This is a genomic window from Pseudomonas sp. GM74, from assembly GCF_000282455.1.
In the GTDB taxonomy this organism is placed as follows: Bacteria; Pseudomonadota; Gammaproteobacteria; order Pseudomonadales; family Pseudomonadaceae; genus Aquipseudomonas.
In genome coordinates, this window is the sequence record NZ_AKJG01000150.1 from 59,740 (window position 1) to 78,179 (window position 18,440).

General features: G+C 58.2%; 21 protein-coding genes and 1 tRNA gene. 3 read left to right on the top strand and 19 right to left on the bottom strand.

Features of this window, described 5'->3' with window-relative positions:
• Positions 1–88: 88 nt before the first annotated feature.
• From iscX to trmJ, 10 genes are all read right to left on the bottom strand, one after another.
• Positions 89–289: a Fe-S cluster assembly protein IscX gene (gene iscX, locus PMI34_RS04070; protein WP_007973999.1), complete on the bottom strand. Its 201-nt coding sequence runs from the start codon at positions 287–289 to the stop codon at positions 89–91.
• 14 nt (positions 290–303) lie between these two features.
• Positions 304–645: an ISC system 2Fe-2S type ferredoxin gene (gene fdx, locus PMI34_RS04065; protein ID WP_007998670.1), complete on the bottom strand. Its 342-nt coding sequence runs from the start codon at positions 643–645 to the stop codon at positions 304–306.
• Positions 646–647: 2 nt separating this feature from the next.
• Complete coding sequence (gene hscA, locus PMI34_RS04060) at positions 648–2,510, bottom strand: Fe-S protein assembly chaperone HscA (RefSeq protein WP_008053252.1); 1,863 nt, start codon at positions 2,508–2,510, stop codon at positions 648–650.
• Positions 2,511–2,561: 51 nt separating this feature from the next.
• On the bottom strand, positions 2,562–3,083 hold the full coding sequence (gene hscB, locus PMI34_RS04055) for a co-chaperone HscB (RefSeq protein WP_008053253.1): 522 nt from the start codon (positions 3,081–3,083) through the stop codon (positions 2,562–2,564).
• 8 nt (positions 3,084–3,091) lie between these two features.
• On the bottom strand, positions 3,092–3,415 hold the full coding sequence (iscA, locus tag PMI34_RS04050) for an iron-sulfur cluster assembly protein IscA (RefSeq protein WP_007974004.1): 324 nt from the start codon (positions 3,413–3,415) through the stop codon (positions 3,092–3,094).
• A gap of 28 nt (positions 3,416–3,443) precedes the next feature.
• Complete coding sequence (iscU, locus tag PMI34_RS04045) at positions 3,444–3,830, bottom strand: Fe-S cluster assembly scaffold IscU (RefSeq protein ID WP_007974006.1); 387 nt, start codon at positions 3,828–3,830, stop codon at positions 3,444–3,446.
• Between the two features lie 101 nt (positions 3,831–3,931).
• The gene (locus PMI34_RS04040) at positions 3,932–5,146 is read right to left on the bottom strand and encodes an IscS subfamily cysteine desulfurase (protein WP_008053254.1); all 1,215 of its coding nucleotides are present in this window, start codon (positions 5,144–5,146) and stop codon (positions 3,932–3,934) included.
• Between the two features lie 50 nt (positions 5,147–5,196).
• Positions 5,197–5,688: a Fe-S cluster assembly transcriptional regulator IscR gene (gene iscR / locus PMI34_RS04035; RefSeq protein WP_007974010.1), complete on the bottom strand. Its 492-nt coding sequence runs from the start codon at positions 5,686–5,688 to the stop codon at positions 5,197–5,199.
• A gap of 237 nt (positions 5,689–5,925) precedes the next feature.
• Positions 5,926–6,702, bottom strand: coding sequence for a serine O-acetyltransferase (cysE, locus tag PMI34_RS04030; RefSeq protein ID WP_008053256.1), 777 nt, complete (start codon positions 6,700–6,702; stop codon positions 5,926–5,928).
• 2 nt (positions 6,703–6,704) lie between these two features.
• Positions 6,705–7,475, bottom strand: a complete 771-nt coding sequence (gene trmJ / locus PMI34_RS04025; protein WP_008053257.1) for a tRNA (cytosine(32)/uridine(32)-2'-O)-methyltransferase TrmJ — start codon at positions 7,473–7,475, stop codon at positions 6,705–6,707.
• Positions 7,476–7,621: 146 nt separating this feature from the next.
• Between trmJ and suhB the strand changes: the two genes are divergently transcribed.
• Positions 7,622–8,440, top strand: a complete 819-nt coding sequence (gene suhB, locus PMI34_RS04020; RefSeq protein ID WP_008053258.1) for a type III secretion system regulator SuhB — start codon at positions 7,622–7,624, stop codon at positions 8,438–8,440.
• 252 nt (positions 8,441–8,692) lie between these two features.
• Here the strand turns inward: suhB and PMI34_RS04015 are convergent, their stop codons facing one another.
• From PMI34_RS04015 to queA, 6 genes are all read right to left on the bottom strand, one after another.
• Entirely contained in the window at positions 8,693–9,241 is a 549-nt protein-coding gene (locus PMI34_RS04015) for a glycine zipper 2TM domain-containing protein (protein WP_008053259.1), read from the bottom strand.
• 121 nt (positions 9,242–9,362) lie between these two features.
• Positions 9,363–10,277, bottom strand: a complete 915-nt coding sequence (gene secF, locus PMI34_RS04010) for a protein translocase subunit SecF (RefSeq protein WP_008053261.1) — start codon at positions 10,275–10,277, stop codon at positions 9,363–9,365.
• A 9-nt stretch (positions 10,278–10,286) separates the two neighbouring features.
• Positions 10,287–12,155, bottom strand: coding sequence for a protein translocase subunit SecD (secD, locus tag PMI34_RS04005; RefSeq protein ID WP_008053262.1), 1,869 nt, complete (start codon positions 12,153–12,155; stop codon positions 10,287–10,289).
• A 64-nt stretch (positions 12,156–12,219) separates the two neighbouring features.
• The gene (gene yajC / locus PMI34_RS04000) at positions 12,220–12,555 is read right to left on the bottom strand and encodes a preprotein translocase subunit YajC (RefSeq protein WP_007956696.1); all 336 of its coding nucleotides are present in this window, start codon (positions 12,553–12,555) and stop codon (positions 12,220–12,222) included.
• A 43-nt stretch (positions 12,556–12,598) separates the two neighbouring features.
• The gene (tgt, locus tag PMI34_RS03995) at positions 12,599–13,714 is read right to left on the bottom strand and encodes a tRNA guanosine(34) transglycosylase Tgt (protein WP_162130301.1); all 1,116 of its coding nucleotides are present in this window, start codon (positions 13,712–13,714) and stop codon (positions 12,599–12,601) included.
• Positions 13,715–13,728: 14 nt separating this feature from the next.
• Complete coding sequence (gene queA / locus PMI34_RS03990) at positions 13,729–14,793, bottom strand: tRNA preQ1(34) S-adenosylmethionine ribosyltransferase-isomerase QueA (RefSeq protein ID WP_008053263.1); 1,065 nt, start codon at positions 14,791–14,793, stop codon at positions 13,729–13,731.
• A 107-nt stretch (positions 14,794–14,900) separates the two neighbouring features.
• Between queA and PMI34_RS03985 the strand changes: the two genes are divergently transcribed.
• Positions 14,901–14,985 (top strand) — tRNA-Leu (locus tag PMI34_RS03985).
• 149 nt (positions 14,986–15,134) lie between these two features.
• The gene (locus tag PMI34_RS03980; protein WP_008053264.1) at positions 15,135–15,464 is read left to right on the top strand and encodes a hypothetical protein; all 330 of its coding nucleotides are present in this window, start codon (positions 15,135–15,137) and stop codon (positions 15,462–15,464) included.
• A gap of 131 nt (positions 15,465–15,595) precedes the next feature.
• Here the strand turns inward: PMI34_RS03980 and PMI34_RS03975 are convergent, their stop codons facing one another.
• From PMI34_RS03975 to PMI34_RS03970, 3 genes are all read right to left on the bottom strand, one after another.
• Positions 15,596–16,606: a DUF3800 domain-containing protein gene (locus tag PMI34_RS03975; RefSeq protein WP_008053266.1), complete on the bottom strand. Its 1,011-nt coding sequence runs from the start codon at positions 16,604–16,606 to the stop codon at positions 15,596–15,598.
• A gap of 97 nt (positions 16,607–16,703) precedes the next feature.
• A complete protein-coding gene (locus PMI34_RS0127535; protein WP_032829873.1) occupies positions 16,704–17,201 on the bottom strand; it encodes a DUF4411 family protein in 498 nt (165 codons plus the stop codon).
• Entirely contained in the window at positions 17,198–18,334 is a 1,137-nt protein-coding gene (locus tag PMI34_RS03970; protein WP_008053267.1) for an XRE family transcriptional regulator, read from the bottom strand. Before PMI34_RS03970 ends, PMI34_RS0127535 begins: the two co-directional genes overlap by 4 nt.
• Positions 18,335–18,440: the final 106 nt, after the last annotated feature.

Consider the following 18,440-nt stretch of genomic DNA (forward strand, 5'->3'; position numbering starts at 1 on the left):
GGTGTAACTCCAGAAACGGTAATTTACGAAAAATTAAACCCGCGAATTATACGCGGGTTCTCGGGTATTGCCTAACCTGCGGCGTGGCTCAGTCGCGTTCTTCGATCCAGTGGGCCTGAATGGCCTCCAGGATCTTTTCGCCACAATGCTCAGGCATGTCGTCGAAATCGGGCAATTCCATCACCCATTTACGCAGATCGACGAAGTTGACCGACATAGGATCCACGTCGGGCTTGCTTTCAGCCAGCTGGATCGCGATCTCCAGCACATCAGTCCACTTGAGTTTCATGACAATTCCTTGAATCAGTGCGGCGCTTCGGCGGCGTGGTTGAGCGAGTACTTCGGAATCTCGACCGTCAGGTCTTCGGTACCGACCTTGGCCTGGCACCCCAGGCGGGACTCGCGCTCAAGGCCCCAGGCCTTGTCAAGGTAGTCCTCTTCCAGCTCGTCAGCCTCTTCCAGCGAGTCGAAACCCTCGCGGATGATGCAGTGGCAGGTGGTGCAGGCGCAGACGCCGCCGCAAGCGCTTTCCATCTCGATGTGGTGCTCATGGGCCAGCTCGAGGATGGAAATACCTGTCTCAGCCTCAACAACCATGCCTTCGGGGCAAAACTTCTCGTGTGGCAGAAAAATGACCTGCGGCATCGTTATTCCTCAATCTCATTCAGGTTGCGCCCCGCCAGCGCGGCTTTCACCGTCGAGTCCAGGCGGCGGGCAGCAAAGGCATCGGTCACTTGCGACAGACGCTTGGTCTGCTGCTCGATGGCGTAGCCATCGGTACCTTTCATCAGTTCGGCCAGTTCCTGCATCTGCATGTCGATGACCATGCGCTCTTCGGCGTCGAGCAAGCGCTCGCCGTCGGCCTCAAGAGCTGCCTGCACCGCTTCGATCAGACGCTGGGCGTCGACCTGCTGCTCGCGCAGTACGCGGGCGACCTTGTCGTCATTGGCATGCTGGAACGAGTCCTTGAGCATCCTGGCGATTTCGCCGTCGGTCAGGCCGTAGGACGGCTTGACCTGAATGCTGGCTTCAACGCCCGAACCCAGTTCCCGGGCGGAAACGCTGAGCAGACCGTCGGCATCGACCTGGAAGGTCACGCGGATCTTCGCCGCGCCAGCCACCATCGCCGGAATGCCGCGCAGCTCGAAGCGCGCCAGGGAGCGGCAGTCGCTGATCAGCTCACGCTCGCCCTGCAATACGTGGATGGCCATGGCCGACTGGCCGTCTTTATAGGTTGTGAAGTCCTGGGCGCGGGCGACGGGGATGGTGGTGTTGCGCGGAATCACCTTCTCCATCAGGCCGCCCATGGTTTCCAGCCCCAGGGACAGCGGAATCACGTCCAGCAGCAGCAATTCGCCGCCGTCACGCTTGTTACCGGCCAGGGTATCGGCCTGGATCGCAGCACCGATGGCGACCACTTGATCCGGGTCGATTTCCGTCAGTGGCTGGCGACCGAAGGCTTCGGCGACGGCTTCGCGAACGCGAGGCACGCGAGTCGAACCACCGACCATGACCACGGCGTGCACGTCTTCCAGTTCGATAGCGGAATCACGCACCGCACGGCGGCAGGCTTTGAGGCTGCGGGCGACCATCGGCTCGATCAGCGCATTGAAGGCTTCGCGGGTCAGCTCGGCTTTCCAGTCGCCATGGGCAACCTCAACAACCGAAGCGTTGGTCAGGGCCTCCTTGGCCGCACAGGCGGTTTGCAGCAAATTGCGTTGCGCACCCGGATCGAGGTCGGCGGACAGACCGGCGCTCTCGATGATCCAGCCAGCGATCGCGTGATCGAAGTCATCGCCGCCCAGGGCGCTGTCGCCACCGGTAGCCAGGACTTCGAAGACACCGCCGGTCAGGCGCAGAATCGAAATATCGAAGGTACCGCCGCCCAGGTCGTAAATCGCGACCAGGCCTTCGGCGTGCTGATCCAGACCGTAAGCCACGGCAGCCGCGGTCGGCTCATTGAGCAAGCGCAGCACGTTCAGACCGGCCAGCTTGGCCGCGTCCTTGGTGGCTTGACGCTGAGCGTCGTCGAAATAGGCCGGAACCGTGATCACCGCACCGACCAGCTCGCCACCCAAGGTCGCTTCAGCGCGCTGGCGCAGGACCTTGAGGATATCGGCAGAGACTTCGACCGGGCTTTTCGGCCCCTGTATCGTGTCGATGAACGGCATGTGCGACTCGCCACCGACAAAGCGGTACGGCAGTTGCTCGCCCAATTGCTTGACGTCGGACAGACCACGACCCATCAAGCGCTTGACCGACAGCACGGTGTTCAACGGATCGGTGGCGGCGGCCAGCTTGGCGGATTCGCCGACCTCGACGCGATCGGCGTGGTAGCGCACGGCAGACGGCAGGATGACCCGCCCTTCTGCGTCGGCAAGTGGCTCGGAAAGACCACTGCGCAATGCAGCGACCAGCGAATTGGTAGTGCCCAAGTCGATCCCCACAGCCAGACGACGCTGGTGCGGTTGAGGACTTTGGCCGGGTTCGGCGATCTGCAGTAGGGCCATCGTTATCAGGACTTATCTGTATATCAGGCGTGCGACCGGAGCGGCACTGGGTTAATCGTCGAGGCGCTCTTCTAACTGGCGCACTTCGTAGGTGAGCTTGTCGAGGAACTGCATGCGCCGCATCAGGCGTTCGGCCCGTTCACGGTGCGCGGTATCGTTCCAGCAAGCTGCGAAGCTTTGGTTCAGCTCATCCTGGGCTGCCTTCAGGCGACGCTTGAAGACGGCAACGCCATTGAGGTCGGCGCTGTCCTGCAGGTCTTCAAGCTCTTCGCGCAACTCCATCTGTTGCAACAGAAACTCCGGATCATGCACCGTGACCTCCAGCGGCAGCTCGCCACCATTCAAGGCGAGCAGGTAACGCGCGCGCTTGGGTGGACTCTTGAGCGTCTGGTAGGCCTCGTTGAGGCTCGCGGATTGCTCCAGCGCCAACCGCTGCTCACGCTCGGAAGCGTCGGCAAAGCGGTCCGGATGAACACTGCGCGCCAACTCACGGTAGCGCGTAGCCAGCTGATCGAGGTCCAGATCGAAACTCGGTTGCAGCTCGAATAAAGCGAAATGACAAGGAGTACCCACGACAAGCCTCAGATGTTGAAGCTTTCGCCGCAGCCACATTCACCGCGCACGTTGGGGTTGTTGAACTTGAAGCCTTCGTTCAACCCTTCCTTGACGAAATCGAGTTCGGTGCCGTCCAGGTAGGCCAGGCTTTTCGGGTCGATGATCACTTTTTCGCCGTGACTTTCGAACACCTGGTCCTCAGCAACCACCTCGTCGACAAACTCCAGCACGTAGGCAAGGCCGGAACAGCCTGTGGTGCGAACACCCAGACGAATCCCTTCACCTTTGCCGCGCCCGTCGAGGGAGCGTCGCACGTGCTTAGCCGCCGCTTCTGTCATGCTGATAGCCATCGTTGACTCCTTACTCGTCGCCAAATGCTTAGATCAAGCCTTTCTTCTGCTTGTAGTCGCGAACAGCCGCCTTGATGGCGTCTTCAGCGAGTACCGAGCAGTGGATTTTCACTGGCGGCAGGGCCAGTTCTTCAGCCAGCTGGGTGTTCTTGATGGTTTCCGCTTCGTCCAGGGTCTTGCCCTTCATCCACTCGGTGGCAAGGGAGCTGGAAGCGATAGCCGAACCGCAGCCGTAAGTCTTGAACTTGGCATCTTCGATGATGCCGGCGTCGTTGACCTTGATCTGCAGGCGCATCACGTCGCCGCACGCCGGAGCGCCGACCATGCCGGTGCCGACATCAGGATCTTCCGCGTCCATCTTGCCGACGTTGCGCGGGTTTTCGTAGTGGTCGATGACCTTTTCGCTGTAAGCCATGATTCTCAATCCTCACTCATCAGGGCCGCTCTTGAGACCCTGCAGTTGCGCTGCGTTTACCGCCGCGCTGCTACAGGACCTGTATCCGGCGGCTTCTTTGTTTAGTGTGCCGCCCACTCGATCTTCGAGATATCGACGCCGTCTTTGTACATGTCCCACAGCGGCGACAGAGCGCGCAGCTTGGTTACGGCCTCGCAGACTTTCTGCGCGGCGTAGTCGATTTCTTCTTCGGTGGTGAAACGGCCGAAGGTGAAGCGGATCGAGCTGTGTGCCAGTTCGTCGTTGCGGCCCAGGGCGCGCAGTACGTACGAAGGCTCAAGGGACGCCGAAGTGCAGGCCGAACCGGACGAAACCGCCAGATCCTTGAGCGCCATGATCAGCGACTCGCCTTCAACGTAGTTGAAGCTCAGGTTCAGGTTGTGCGGAACGCGGGCGGTCATGCTGCCGTTGACGTACAGCTCTTCCAGGTGCTCGACCTGCTTGTAGAAACGGTCGCTCAAGGCCTTGATGCGCGCGTTCTCGGCAGCCATGTCTTCCTTGGCTACGCGGAAAGCTTCACCCATGCCGACGATCTGGTGGGTCGCCAGGGTACCGGAACGCATGCCGCGCTCGTGACCGCCACCGTGCATGGTCGCTTCGATACGTACGCGCGGCTTGCGGCCTACGTACAGGGCGCCGATGCCTTTAGGACCATAGGTCTTGTGGGCGGAGAACGACATCATGTCGACTTTCAGCTTCGAAAGGTCGATCTCGACCTTGCCGGTGGACTGAGCGGCGTCGACGTGGAACAGGATGCCCTTGGAACGGAGCAGTTCGCCGATCGCTGCGATGTCGTTGATGGTGCCGATTTCGTTGTTCACGTGCATGACCGAAACCAGGATGGTGTCGTCGCGCAGTTCGGCTTCGATCATCTCAGGGGTCACCAGGCCATCGGTACGAGGCTCGATGTAGGTCACTTCGAAACCTTCACGCTCCAGTTGGCGCATGGTGTCCAGGACAGCCTTGTGCTCAATCTTGGTGGTGATCAGGTGTTTGCCTTTGGTGGCGTAGAAATGTGCCGCACCCTTGATTGCCAGGTTGTCGGATTCGGTGGCACCGGAGGTCCAGACGATTTCGCGCGGGTCGGCATTGACCAGATCGGCCACCTGACGACGGGCGTTTTCAACGGACTCTTCAGCTTTCCAGCCGAACACGTGGGAACGGGACGCCGGGTTACCGAAGTTTCCGTCGACCAGCAGGCATTCACTCATCTTTTGCGCGACACGCGGATCAACCGGGGTGGTCGCAGAGTAATCAAGGTAAATCGGCAATTTCATGGACTATCTCCTAAATCAGGCTGGCTGGCGTGCCGCTAGCTCTTTGGCTGTCATTCGACGGCGGACGCTTCAATCTTGTCCAGGCGTGGCACCTTGCTGTTGCAACGGCGCTGGTCCTGACGCTGGGCTACTTCTTGCACCTCACGGCGAGTCACAAGGTCAGCCAAGCTGATACCGCTCAGAAATTCGTGAATCTGCAGGCTCAGGTCGCACCACAAGTGGTGGGTCAGGCAGGTGTCGCCTTGATGGCAATCACCCTGCCCCTGGCATTTGGTGGCATCGACCGATTCGTTCACCGCATCGATCACCTGGGCGACCTGGATGCCCTGCATGTCGCGGGACAATTGGTAGCCACCGCCCGGACCACGCACGCTGGACACCAGATTGCTGCGGCGCAATTTGGCAAAAAGCTGTTCGAGGTAGGACAGGGAGATGCCTTGGCGCTCGGAGATATCGGCCAGGGACACGGGCCCGTGCTGCGCGTGCAACGCCAGGTCAAGCATGGCGGTCACGGCGTATCGGCCTTTTGTAGTCAGTCGCATGGACAATTACCACGGAGTTCGGAATGAGGCGAGTATGCAATTCCCGAGTATTTAAGTCAACTATAAGACCTAGTACTTTAGTCAGGTTTACCCGCAAAAGAGCGCGCGCATCATAGCAAAGGCTGGGTGTGTATCACCAGCAAATGCGCGTTATCGTTCTTCGCGAGCAAGCCCGCTCCCACAGGGACGATGAACATCCTGTGGGAGCGGGCTTGCTCGCGAAGGGAGGGGCGCGGTCTAGCTGGCCTGACTCTGATCCTTGTCCTTCACACACGCGAAATCTTCTTCGCGCAGCTCAGGCAGATCTTTCGCACAGTAATTACTGCCCAGGTCCTTCAACGCCCCGCACATCCCCTCCAGACGCCCATCGACCGCTTGCAGATGATCGAGCAGCTGACCAATGGCACGCGCCACCGGGTCGGGCATATCTTCAGTCACACCGTAGGCATCAAAACCGATCTTCTCGGCCATGGCCTTGCGCTTGGCGTCCTGTTCTTCGTCGGGCTTGACGATAATCCGCCCCGGAATCCCCACCACAGTGGCACCCGGCGGCACTTCCTTGGTCACGACCGCATTGGAACCCACCTTGGCCCCGGCACCGACAGTGAACGGGCCGAGCACCTTCGCGCCCGCCCCGACCACCACGCCATCACCCAGGGTCGGATGACGCTTGCCCTTGTTCCAGCTGGTACCACCGAGGGTCACGCCCTGATAAATGGTCACGTCATTGCCGATCTCGGCGGTTTCACCGATAACGATGCCCATGCCATGGTCAATGAAGAAACGACGCCCAACCTTGGCCCCCGGATGGATTTCGATCCCGGTCAGCCAGCGGCCGAAATTCGACACCAACCGCGCCAGCCATTTCAGGTCAGCGCGCCACAGCATTGCCGACAAACGGTGAATCCAGATGGCATGCATGCCGGGGTAGCAGGTCAGGACTTCAAAAGCGTTACGCGCCGCCGGGTCTCGGTGGAATACGCTCTGGATATCTTCACGCAAACGCTCGAACATCATTAATCCTTCCGCTTAAGGAGCTCACCACGGGCCGCTTTCTGGGTTTCCGTGAGGATGCCACGCAATATATTCATTTCCGCCCGGCTGACCGAGCTGCGTCCGTACAACCGGCGCAGGCGCGCCATCAAGTGCCGTGGCTTTTCCGGATCGAGGAATTCGATGGCCACCAGGGTCTGCTCCAGGTGCTCATAGAAACGTTCCAGCTCGTCCATGGTCGCCAGCTCAGCGCTTTTGACCGAAGCCACTTCTTCCTTCTCGACCTTGCTCGGCTGACCTTGGGCCGCCAGCCAGGACATGCGCACTTCATAACCCAACACCTGCACCGCCGCCCCAAGGTTCAGCGAACTGAACTCAGGGTCTGATGGAATGTGCACGTGATAATGACATCGCTGCAGCTCTTCGTTGGTCAGGCCGGAATCCTCACGACCGAACACCAGGGCGATCTCCGCGCCCTGCCCGGCTTCCTCCACCACCTTCGTTCCGCATTCACGGGGATCGAGCAGCGGCCAGGGAATGCGCCTGTCGCGAGCACTGGTGCCAAGCACCAGATTGCAACCGACCAAGGCATCTTCCAAGGTGGCGACGACTTGCGCGTTTTCAAGGATGTCCCCGGCACCGGAGGCACGGGCATCGGCCTCGTGATGCGGGAACACACGAGGCTCGACCAGCACCAGCCGCGACAGCCCCATGTTCTTCATGGCACGCGCAGCCCCGCCGATATTGCCCGGATGGCTGGTATTGACCAGGACGACACGAATGTTTTGCAGCAAGGGAGGCGCTCTCGAACACAATAATCGGGAGCAGAATCTTACAGCTGAACCTACCGTTAAGCCATGAAAGCGAACGTCGTCCTTCTCCTGTAGAAACTTTCTGATAGAATGCCCGGCTTTCTTTAACAACCTTAGGTGACACATCCATGCAGCCCATGCTGAATATCGCGCTGCGCGCCGCCCGCAGCGCCAGTGAATTGATCTTCCGCTCCATCGAGCGCCTGGATACCATCAAGGTCGACGAAAAAGACGCCAAGGATTACGTATCCGAGGTGGATCGCGCCGCCGAACAGAAAATCATCGACGCCCTGCGCAAGGCCTACCCGAATCACTCGATCCTGGGTGAAGAGACCGGCATGCACGCCGGCACCGGCATCGAAGGCGAAGAGTACCTGTGGATCATCGACCCACTGGACGGCACTACCAACTTCCTGCGCGGCATCCCTCACTTCGCTGTCAGCATCGCCTGCAAATACCGCGGTCGCCTGGAGCACGCTGTTGTTCTGGACCCGGTTCGCCAGGAAGAATTCACCGCCAGCCGTGGTCGCGGCGCTCAACTGAACGGTCGTCGCCTGCGCGTCAGCGGCCGCACCAGCCTGGACGGCGCCCTGCTGGGTACCGGCTTCCCGTTCCGTGACGACCAGATGGACAACCTCGACAACTACCTGGGCATGTTCCGCGCCCTGGTTGGCCAGACCGCCGGCATCCGCCGCGCAGGTTCGGCGAGCCTGGACCTGGCCTACGTGGCCGCCGGCCGTTTCGACGCCTTCTGGGAGTCGGGCCTGTCCGAGTGGGACATGGCTGCAGGCGCCCTGCTGATCCAGGAAGCCGGCGGTTTGGTGAGCGATTTCACCGGCGGTCACGACTTCCTTGAGAAAGGCCACGTCGTTGCCGGCAACACCAAATGCTTCAAGGCCGTGCTGACGGCCATCCAGCCGCACCTGCCGGCCTCGCTGAAGCGCTAAGCTTCCAGCGACAGAAAAAGCACCCTGCGGGGTGCTTTTTTTATGCCTGGAATCCAACCCCAATAACACCACAGAACCAATGTGGGAGCGGGCTTGCTCGCGAAAGCGGTGTATCAGCCAACATAGATATTGAATGTTGGACCGCATTCGCGAGCAAGCCCGCCCCCACAGGGGATTGAGGGCGATGCTTGAATCGTGGGCACAAAAAAAGCACCCCGCAGGGTGCTTCTTTTTCAATCCGGCTTCAGCAGATCACTGAGCCGCCTGATTCTCCGACAGGACCAGCTTGCCTTCCTTATCCACCGGAATCTGGTTGCCCGGATCACGATCCATGCGCACCTTGCCTTCCTTGCCGTCCAGCGAATACCGCACGTCGTAACCTACAACCTTGTCACTGATGTCGTTAACAGTGTTACAGCGGGTCTGGGTCGTGGTGTAGGTATCACGCTCTTGCATGCCTTCCTGCACCTTGTTGCCGGCATAACCACCGCCGACAGCACCCGCGACCGTGGCGATTTTCTTGCCGGTGCCACCACCGATCTGGTTACCCAGCAATCCACCTGCCAACGCACCGACCACCGTACCGGCGATCTGATGTTGATCTTTCACCGGCGCCTGCCGGGTGACCGTTACATCCTTGCATACTTCACGTGGAGTCTTGATTTGTGTCTTGACCGGCTCAACGGCGAGTACTTGTGCGTACTCCGGACCGCTTTTAACCAGGCTGTAGGTGGCCACAGCACCCCCGGCAGTCACACCGACAGCACCCAGTACCGCACCAACCAGCATCGACTTGTTCACATGAACCTCCTGGACCATCACATGCGGAACATGTCCGCGCTTCTCCCTGCCTTGGAGCACAAAAAAAGGCGCGAGTTCAACTCGCGCCTTTTTTGGACTACATCACTTGAAGACTTTGCCTTCAAGGACGGTCGTCGACTTCCTTCTCGGTGTTAGCCGGAGGAATCAGGTCTTCCGTGCTCAGGTTCAGCCAGATCAGCACCACGTTCGCGATGTAGATCGACGAGTAAGTACCCGCCAGAACACCAATGAACAGAGCGATGGAGAAGCCGAACAGGTTGTCGCCACCAAAGAACAACAGGGCCGCGATCGCCAGCAAGGTGGAGATCGAAGTCGCCATGGTCCGCAGCAGGGTTTGCGTGGTCGAGATGTTGATGTTCTCGATCAGGCTGGCCTTGCGCAGGACACGGAAGTTCTCGCGAACCCGGTCGAATACCACGATGGTGTCGTTGAGCGAGTAACCGATGATTGCCAGTACCGCCGCCAGCACCGTCAGGTCGAAGGTGATCTGGAAGAACGACAGGATACCGATGGTCACGATCACGTCGTGGATCAGGGATACGATCGCACCGACCGCAAACTTCCACTGAAAGCGGAAAGCCAGGTAGATCAGGATGCCGCCCAGCGCCATCAGCATGCCGAGGCCGCCCTGGTCACGCAGCTCTTCACCCACCTGCGGGCCGACGAACTCGACACGTTTGACCGTCGCCGGGTTCTCGCCGCCGACCTTCTGCAAGGCTTCGGCTACCTGGTGACCCAGCTGCGGGTCTTCGCCAGGCATGCGCACCAGCAGGTCGGTGGTTGCACCGAAGTTCTGCACGATGGCTTCGTGATAACCGGCGGTCACCAGCTGCTCACGCACCTTGGTAACGTCGGCCGGACGCTCGTAGGTCAGCTCGATGAGCGTACCGCCGGTGAAGTCCAGGCCCCAGTTCATGCCCTTATGGAAGACACTGAATATTGCCAGTGCGGTAAGAAACAATGTGACGCCGAACGCGAAGTTGCGAACGCCCATGAAGTTGATTGTACGTAACATGGCAGCCCCTTAAATCCACAACTTCTTGAAGTCACGACCGCCGAAGATCAGGTTGACCATCGCGCGGGTCACCATGATGGCCGTGAACATCGAGGTAAAGATCCCGAGGGACATGGTCACTGCGAAGCCCTTGACGGGACCTGTGCCCATGGCAAAGAGGATGCCGCCGACCAGCAAGGTGGTCAGGTTGGCGTCGAGAATCGCGGTGAATGCCCGGCCGAAGCCTTCGTTGATTGCGCGCTGCACGGTCATGCCGGCGGCGATCTCTTCACGGATCCGCGAGAAGATCAGCACGTTGGCGTCTACCGCCATACCCATGGTCAACACGATACCGGCGATACCCGGCAGGGTCAGCGTTGCACCCAGCAGCGACATCAGGGCCAGCAGCATCACCATGTTCACCGCCAGCGCGACGGTGGCGATGAGGCCGAAGAAGCGGTAGATGGCCATGATGAACAGCGAGACGAACAGCATGCCCCACAGCGACGCATCAATACCCTTGGTGATGTTGTCGGCACCCAGGCTTGGGCCGATGGTGCGCTCTTCAGCGAAGTACATCGGAGCGGCCAGGCCACCGGCACGCAGCAACAGCGCCAGCTCGGACGACTCGCCCTGGCCGTTCAGGCCGGTAATACGGAACTGAGCACCCAGCGGCGACTGGATGGTCGCCAGGCTGATGATCTTCTTCTCTTCCTTGAAGCTCTGAACCGGCACGTCTTTCTCGACGCCGTTGACCACTTGCTTGGTGTAAGTGGTCACCGGGCGCTGCTCGATGAAGATCACAGCCATGCTGCGACCGACGTTCGAACGGGTCGCACGGCTCATCAGCTCGCCGCCGTGGCCATCCAGACGGATATTCACTTCTGGCCTGCCGTGCTCGTCGAAGCCGGCCTTGGCGTCAGTCACCTGGTCACCGGTAATGATCAGGCCACGCTCGATCAGTGCAGGAGGACGGTTGCCCTCACGGAACTCGAAGGATTCGGAAGTGGCTTTCGAAGCACCAGGCTCAGCGGCCAGGCGGAACTCGAGGTTGGCCGTCTTGCCGAGGATACGCTTGGCTTCGGCGGTGTCCTGCACGCCCGGCAGCTCAACCACGATGCGGTTGGCGCCCTGACGCTGGACGATCGGTTCGGCAACACCCAGCTCGTTGACGCGGTTACGTACCGTGGTCAAGTTCTGCTTGATGGAGTATTCACGGATTTCCGCCAGCTTGGCCGGGGTCATCGCCAGACGCAGCACCGGTTGACCATTGAGGTCGGCCGGAACAATGTCGAAATCGTTGAAGTTCTTGCGGATGATCGAACGGGCCTGTTCGCGGCTGTCTTCATCTGCGAAGCCCAGCTGAATGGCACCGCCCAGTTGCGGCAGGCTGCGATAGCGCAGCTTCTCTTTACGCAGCAGGCTCTTGACGTCGCCTTCGTAGACTTTCAGGCGTGCGTCGAGGGCTTTGTCCATGTCCACTTCCAGCAGGAAGTGCACACCACCGGACAAGTCCAGACCCAGCTTCATCGGGTGCGCAGCGAGGTTGCGCAGCCATTGCGGGGTGGTTTGTGCCAGGTTCAATGCAACGACGTAGTCATCACCCAACGCCTTGCGTACAACGTCCTTGGCCGGCAACTGGTCTTCAGCCTTGGTCAGGCGAATCAGCCCGCCCTTGCCGCCCTCTGCCAGCGTGGCAGCCTTGACGTTGATCCCGGATTCCTTGAGCGCAGCGCTCACGCGATCCAGATCAGCCTGATTGACCTGCAGCGCAGTGCTTGCACCGCTGACCTGAATGGCCGGGTCATCAGGATAAAGATTGGGAGCGGAATAAATCAGACCGACCGCCAGCACCGCCAGGATCAGAATGTATTTCCACAGAGGATATTTGTTCAGCATCACGCCGCCCGTTTATGACGCGGGGCGCCTTGCGCGCCCCGTCGATTGAAAATGAAGTTGAAACTTAGATCGCTTTGAGCGTGCCTTTTGGCAGCGTCGCGGCGATGGCGCCTTTCTGGAATTTCATTTCGACGGTGTCGGAAACTTCCAGAACGACGAAATCGTCGGCCACTTTAGTGATCTTGCCGGCGATGCCGCCGGTGGTCACAACTTCGTCGCCCTTTTGCAGGCTGCTCAGCAGGTTTTTCTGCTCTTTGGCGCGCTTGGCCTGTGGACGCCAGATCATCAGGTAGAAGATGACCAGGAAGCCGACCAGGAAAATCCACTCGAAACCGCCGCCCATAGGGGCTGCCGCAGGTGCAGCAGCGTCTGCCATGGCATTAGAGATAAAAAAGCTCATTTAGCACTCCAGTTGCAAATGTTGAATCTTGGGGTCAGAAAACTCAGTCCAAAGGCGGAACAGGCAACCCGCGTTTGGCGTAGAAGGCATCGACAAAGGCGGCCAATGTACCCTGTTGAATAGCCTCGCGCAAACCAGCCATAAGCACTTGATAATGGCGCAAGTTATGGATGGTATTGAGCATGCTTCCCAGCATTTCGCCGCACTTGTCCAGGTGATGCAGATAAGCACGGGAGAAGTTCTGGCAGGTATAGCAATCGCAGGTCGGATCGAGCGGCGAATCATCATGGCGATGGAACGCGTTTCGGATCTTCAGCACGCCGGTATCGATGAACAGATGCCCATTGCGGGCATTACGGGTTGGCATCACGCAATCGAACATGTCCACACCGCGGCGCACACCCTCAACCAAGTCTTCCGGTTTGCCAACGCCCATAAGGTAACGAGGTTTGTCAGCCGGCATCATGCCCGGCAGGTAATCCAGCACCTTGATCATCTCGTGCTTGGGCTCGCCCACCGACAGACCGCCGATGGCCAGGCCGTCGAAGCCGATCTTGTCGAGGCCTTCCAGGGAGCGCATGCGCAGATCCTGGTGCATGCCGCCCTGAACGATACCGAACAGCGCCGCCGTGTTGTCGCCATGGGCTTCTTTCGAACGTTTGGCCCAACGCAGGGACAATTCCATGGAAATACGGGCGACATCTTCATCAGCCGGGTACGGCGTGCATTCGTCGAAAATCATCACGATGTCGGAGCCCAGGTCACGCTGGACCTGCATCGACTCTTCCGGGCCCATGAACACCTTGGCGCCGTCGACCGGGGAGGCGAAGGTCACGCCCTCCTCCTTGATCTTGCGCATGGCGCCCAGGCTGAACACCTGGAAACCGCCGGAGTCAGTCAGAATCGGGCCCTTCCACTGCATGAAATCGTGCAGGTCGCCGTGCTTCTTGATCACTTCCGTGCCCGGGCGCAGCCACAGGTGGAAGGTGTTGCCCAGAATGATTTCAGCGCCAGTCGCCTCGATATCCCGTGGCAGCATGCCCTTGACCGTGCCGTAAGTGCCCACCGGCATGAAGGCCGGGGTCTCGACGGTACCGCGCGGGAAGGTCAAACGACCGCGACGAGCCTTGCCATCAGTGGCCAGCAGCTCGAAAGACATACGACAGGTGCGACTCATACTGTTTCCTCTGGGCCCGATTCTTTAGGGGCAGTCGGCGCAGGATTACGCGTGATGAACATCGCATCACCGTAGCTGAAAAAGCGGTATCCGTTTTCGACGGCGGCCTTGTAGGCGGCCATGGTCTCGGGATAACCGGCGAACGCCGAAACCAGCATCAACAGCGTGGATTCGGGCAAATGGAAGTTGGTGACCAGGGCATCGACCACATGAAACGGCCGGCCAGGGTAGATGAAAATGTCTGTATCGCCGCTGAACGGCTTGAGCACGCCATCGCGCGCCGCACTTTCCAGCGAGCGCACGCTGGTGGTCCCCACGGCCACCACGCGACCACCGCGAGAGCGGCAGGCGGCAACGGCATCGACCACGTCCTGGCCGACTTCCAGCCATTCGCTGTGCATGTGGTGATCTTCGAGCTTCTCGACCCGCACCGGCTGGAACGTACCCGCGCCAACGTGCAAGGTCACGAACGCCGTCTCGACGCCCTTGGCGGCAATCGCCTCCATCAGCACCTGATCGAAATGCAGCCCCGCCGTCGGCGCCGCCACCGCGCCCAAACGCTCGGCGTAGACGGTCTGGTAACGCTCGCGGTCCGCGCCTTCATCCGGGCGGTCTATATAAGGAGGCAGCGGCATGTGCCCGACACGGTCGAGCAGCGGCAACACCTCCTCAGTGAACCCCAGCTCGAACAACGCATCGTGACGCGCCAGCATCTCGGCCTCGCCACCGCCGTCGATCAGGATCTTCGACCCAGGCTTGGGCGACTTGCTGGAGCGCACATGGGCCAGCACGCGATGACTGTCGAGCACCCGCTCCACCAGGATTTCCAGCTTGCCGCCGGAAGCCTTCTGGCCAAACAGCCGCGCCGGAATCACCCGGGTATTGTTGAACACCATCAAATCGCCGGGGCGCAAATGCTCCAGCAAATCAGTGAATTGACGGTGTGCCAGGGCGCCGCTGACCCCATCCAGGGTCAACAGGCGACTATTGCGACGCTCGGCCAAAGGATGGCGGGCGATCAGCGAATCAGGGAGCTCGAAGGTAAAGTCAGCAACGCGCATGATGGGGTTCGTCTAGCAGGGTCGGGAAGTCTAGCGGAATTATCAAAAATTCTCCATGTACCTGATTGACCAGCGGTTATCTCATCTCTATACTTCGCCGCCATTGAGCCCTGATGGCGGAATTGGTAGACGCGGCGGATTCAAAATCCGTTTTCGAAAGGAGTGGGAGTTCGAGTCTCCCTCGGGGCACCAAAATTAAGAAAGGTCTTGCTTAGCAAGGCCTTTTTTTTCGCCCAAAGAAAAGCACCTGCCCCACCGCCGTCCTGTGGGAGCTGGCTTGCCAGCGATGCTTTTGATCTTCGCATCCTCGGTCAAAACGACATACATCAAGGATTCCCCCCATGGAATTGCACCTGGAAACCGTCGCCCTCTTCTCCCTCAAGCTGGCTTACGAATCGGACGATTCAAGCCCGATTTTGCGTGACGATCTGGTCATGGGGGATTACCAGCGGGATGTGTTTGAGCTGCTGGTGCGGCGGGGGGATGTTGAGGGGATTCAGGTGAAGGTGGGGGAGTGTGTGGGGTTGGCGTTGGAGGCTGTTGGGGGTGTGGATAAGCCGTTGGGGCGGGAGTTGGGGAGGTTGGCGGGGGAATTTTCCAGTATTCGGACGATGGAGCAGATTGGTGCCCCGCTGATCGCGCTCAAGGATTATCTGAAAGATATTCAATGAATGACGGCGACCTAAAAAAGCGGTAGCGCCCTACAACCGGCTAGACGCTGGTCGCCACGTCTTATCCAATATCAAATCTGCCCCCTTTTTTTGTCCCCTTTTTTTTCATGGCGGTTAGCTCTACCAACGTCTCACCTTTTGATCATGGGGCGTTGCTGTCGCTTCATCATTCTGACGAGACCCTCAGTAGGCTTGTCCAGTGCCTCCTCCTCGCCGAGTGATAACAACAACAAGGGTTGCTGGCCGCGTCCACGATTGACCATTAGCCGACCTAAAAACGCCGCGGCTCTTAGGTTGTCATTGAACTCCTTCTTCAGACATCGCCTTAACCCTGACGTCAACAGGTCAGCTAGCTGAACTCCAAAATCGCTTTTAGAGTCAACGAATTGGATGTCATCTCTGATAAGCCTACCGATATCTAGAACATCACTCAGGTCGACATCGACTCCATATTGCTCCTTGAGATACGTTGGCTCTGCGCAATCGTACTTTGCCATGTGACTGTAATCGAAGCCTTCGATTCTTGGCAGTGGATCATCCATAGACAATGTCTGTAGATACCCTGGACTGAGATTTTCGAACACATCTTCGAACTCAGTTTTTCTTGAAGGCTCTTTTTGATCCACGCGCCATACAAATGACCCCAAAGACTCCGGACTGACTTGGACGTAGTAAGTCACCGCTTGCGAAACTACGTAATGCATCAATTGGATTTGGCAGGTGAATTGGATGTAGAGCTGATCTGACAGCCGAAGCACTTGCTCGGAGACGCTCAGGATGCTCTCTTTCATGCTTTGGTGAACCATTTTGTCGATGTGCCTCACCAGCCCCTGGGCACTCTGTGTTTTATGAGCGAGTGCAGTTTCAGGGGTGTTGAGGTGGGCGTTTGTTGCCAGCCCATACAGCGTGCAATTCAATTGAGCGAGTCGGTTTAAAAGTCGAAAGTAGCTCATCTCGTCACCAACTTTTCCGAGCTTCAACTCATCAGTCGGGGCAAATCCATTCTCGACTTTGAACTGTTGGAGTGCGCTTTCAGCCGCACCCATCGCCTCATCCAAAATTACGACTGCGCCAACGGTGCTCCAAGCGTTGTGATCGTCTGTATAGGCGAACGATCCTGACTCGTCGATAAAAATGCGCATACTTTCTCCAAGTAAAAAAAGGGGACAGATTTACTTTCACTTAAGTAATAAACCCGTCCCCTTTCTCTTTCCAAACGACTTGAGAAAGTCACTTGCTTCAGGCAGGCAATACAAACCTTGCCTCAAGCCTATGCAACAACTCAAACGTATTCAAAAAAGGCACATTAAGCTCCTGACAAATATTGGGAATGATGAATTTCCGTTTAGCGTCGAGATTCAGCACTTCATGAGTAACGACTGTAGACCCTGTAGTCATCGCTTTCGCAATTAACCAAGGGTCAGCACCCGCCAAAAACTCTTGCATAGCGCCTACTTTCATCTTAGGCGATTGATCAGCCACGAGCCCCGCGACCTGCGCAAATGCCAGTTGCGTATCCTGATCGGTGGTGGAGTGAAAGAAATCAGAATTTCCCTTCGCCCAACCGGCCAGATCATCATGCCCTTTAGTTAGCTCGTCCATTACCGGTGCAATGCTGGCTAAAGCTAATGCTTTATTTTTAAGCAATAACCATTGCCAAAATCCAGGACAGATAGCCATCCCGTAGTAACGGTTCTTCGCTTCGATCAGTGTGTTTGCGTCGAGTAAATAATTCATTCCGTGATCTTGCTGGCGAGAGTCCTTAATTTGGCAGGTTGCACGCCGAGCAAGTGCCCCGCCTCGCGCAGCAGCATCCGGCCACTCATTGCTTCAGTCAGCACGGCCTTGCTTAGGCGAGGGCTGTTTTTCGCGGTGGCGTTACGGTAATAGTCACCCGCCCCACCTTTTTCATCCTGGAAAGCCTTGAGGATCACTCGATAGTAAGCGCTGTATTGAGCTTGGCTTATATATCCAAGATCCAATGCGCGGCGACCGATAGCTAATTTACTGATATGAAATCGAGTGGCTAGCGGTGCTAAATTGTCTTGCCAGTCAATATCTGCGGTCCACAGGGCACGGAATTGGGCTTCGGGAGCCAGAAACTCACCTGCAACTGCATTGCAGAAACGTTCCTCGTCGCGACCATTTGCGGTATTTCCGTCAGACACTCCACTGCTACCAATCCAGATATGGGCCAGTTCGTGAAGTAAGGTGAACAGCCTGGCAGTGGGAGCGTCGGAGCTGTTGATAAATACGATAGGGGCGTAGGTATTGCTGATGGCAAAACCCCGAAATTCGCTCACTTCCAGTTTGCGGTGAGTATTCCCTAGCGCAATGCCACTGCGCATAACCAAAATGCCAGCCGTTTCCGCAGCATCGATCAAGGCACGGCTGTATTTTTCGTAATCCAATCGAGCAATGTCAGGGTTCACGCCGAGGACTCGGCGAATATCGTCCACCACCTCTCTGACTTGAGATCGGCTATTGAAGCGACCTACAAAAGCAAGCGGCTGATGCTCCTGGTGTTGCAGATACTCCAGGTACCAGTCCTGCTTACGTATTGCATCCCTAACGGTGTCCAACAGTTCCAGAGTGGGATGTTGAGGAGCAATCCCTCCCACTGTCCGCAGATCAGGTAAAGGCAGTTGTTCGACGGGTGGCTGCTGAAGAAACAGGAAGCCAAACGGGATGTGAGCGACACTCGCCCACTTTTGAGCCTGAAGGAATGTTGGTTTGGTCTCGCCAGCCTCCCATTCCTGTACTCGATCAGGTTTCACTGGCAGCTTTTTAGCAACCTGCTCAGTGGAGAGACCTGCGCGCTCCCGAGACCAGGTGAGCAGGCTTGGATTGACGTAGGCAGCTTGACTCATAGGGTCGCAGGCAAATCAGATGTGGCAGGCAACCGTTCGAGGGCATGCTTGGCGGATGCATTCGATTGACGCTGGTTCCAGCTATCTGGCATTGCCTTTCTCCTTG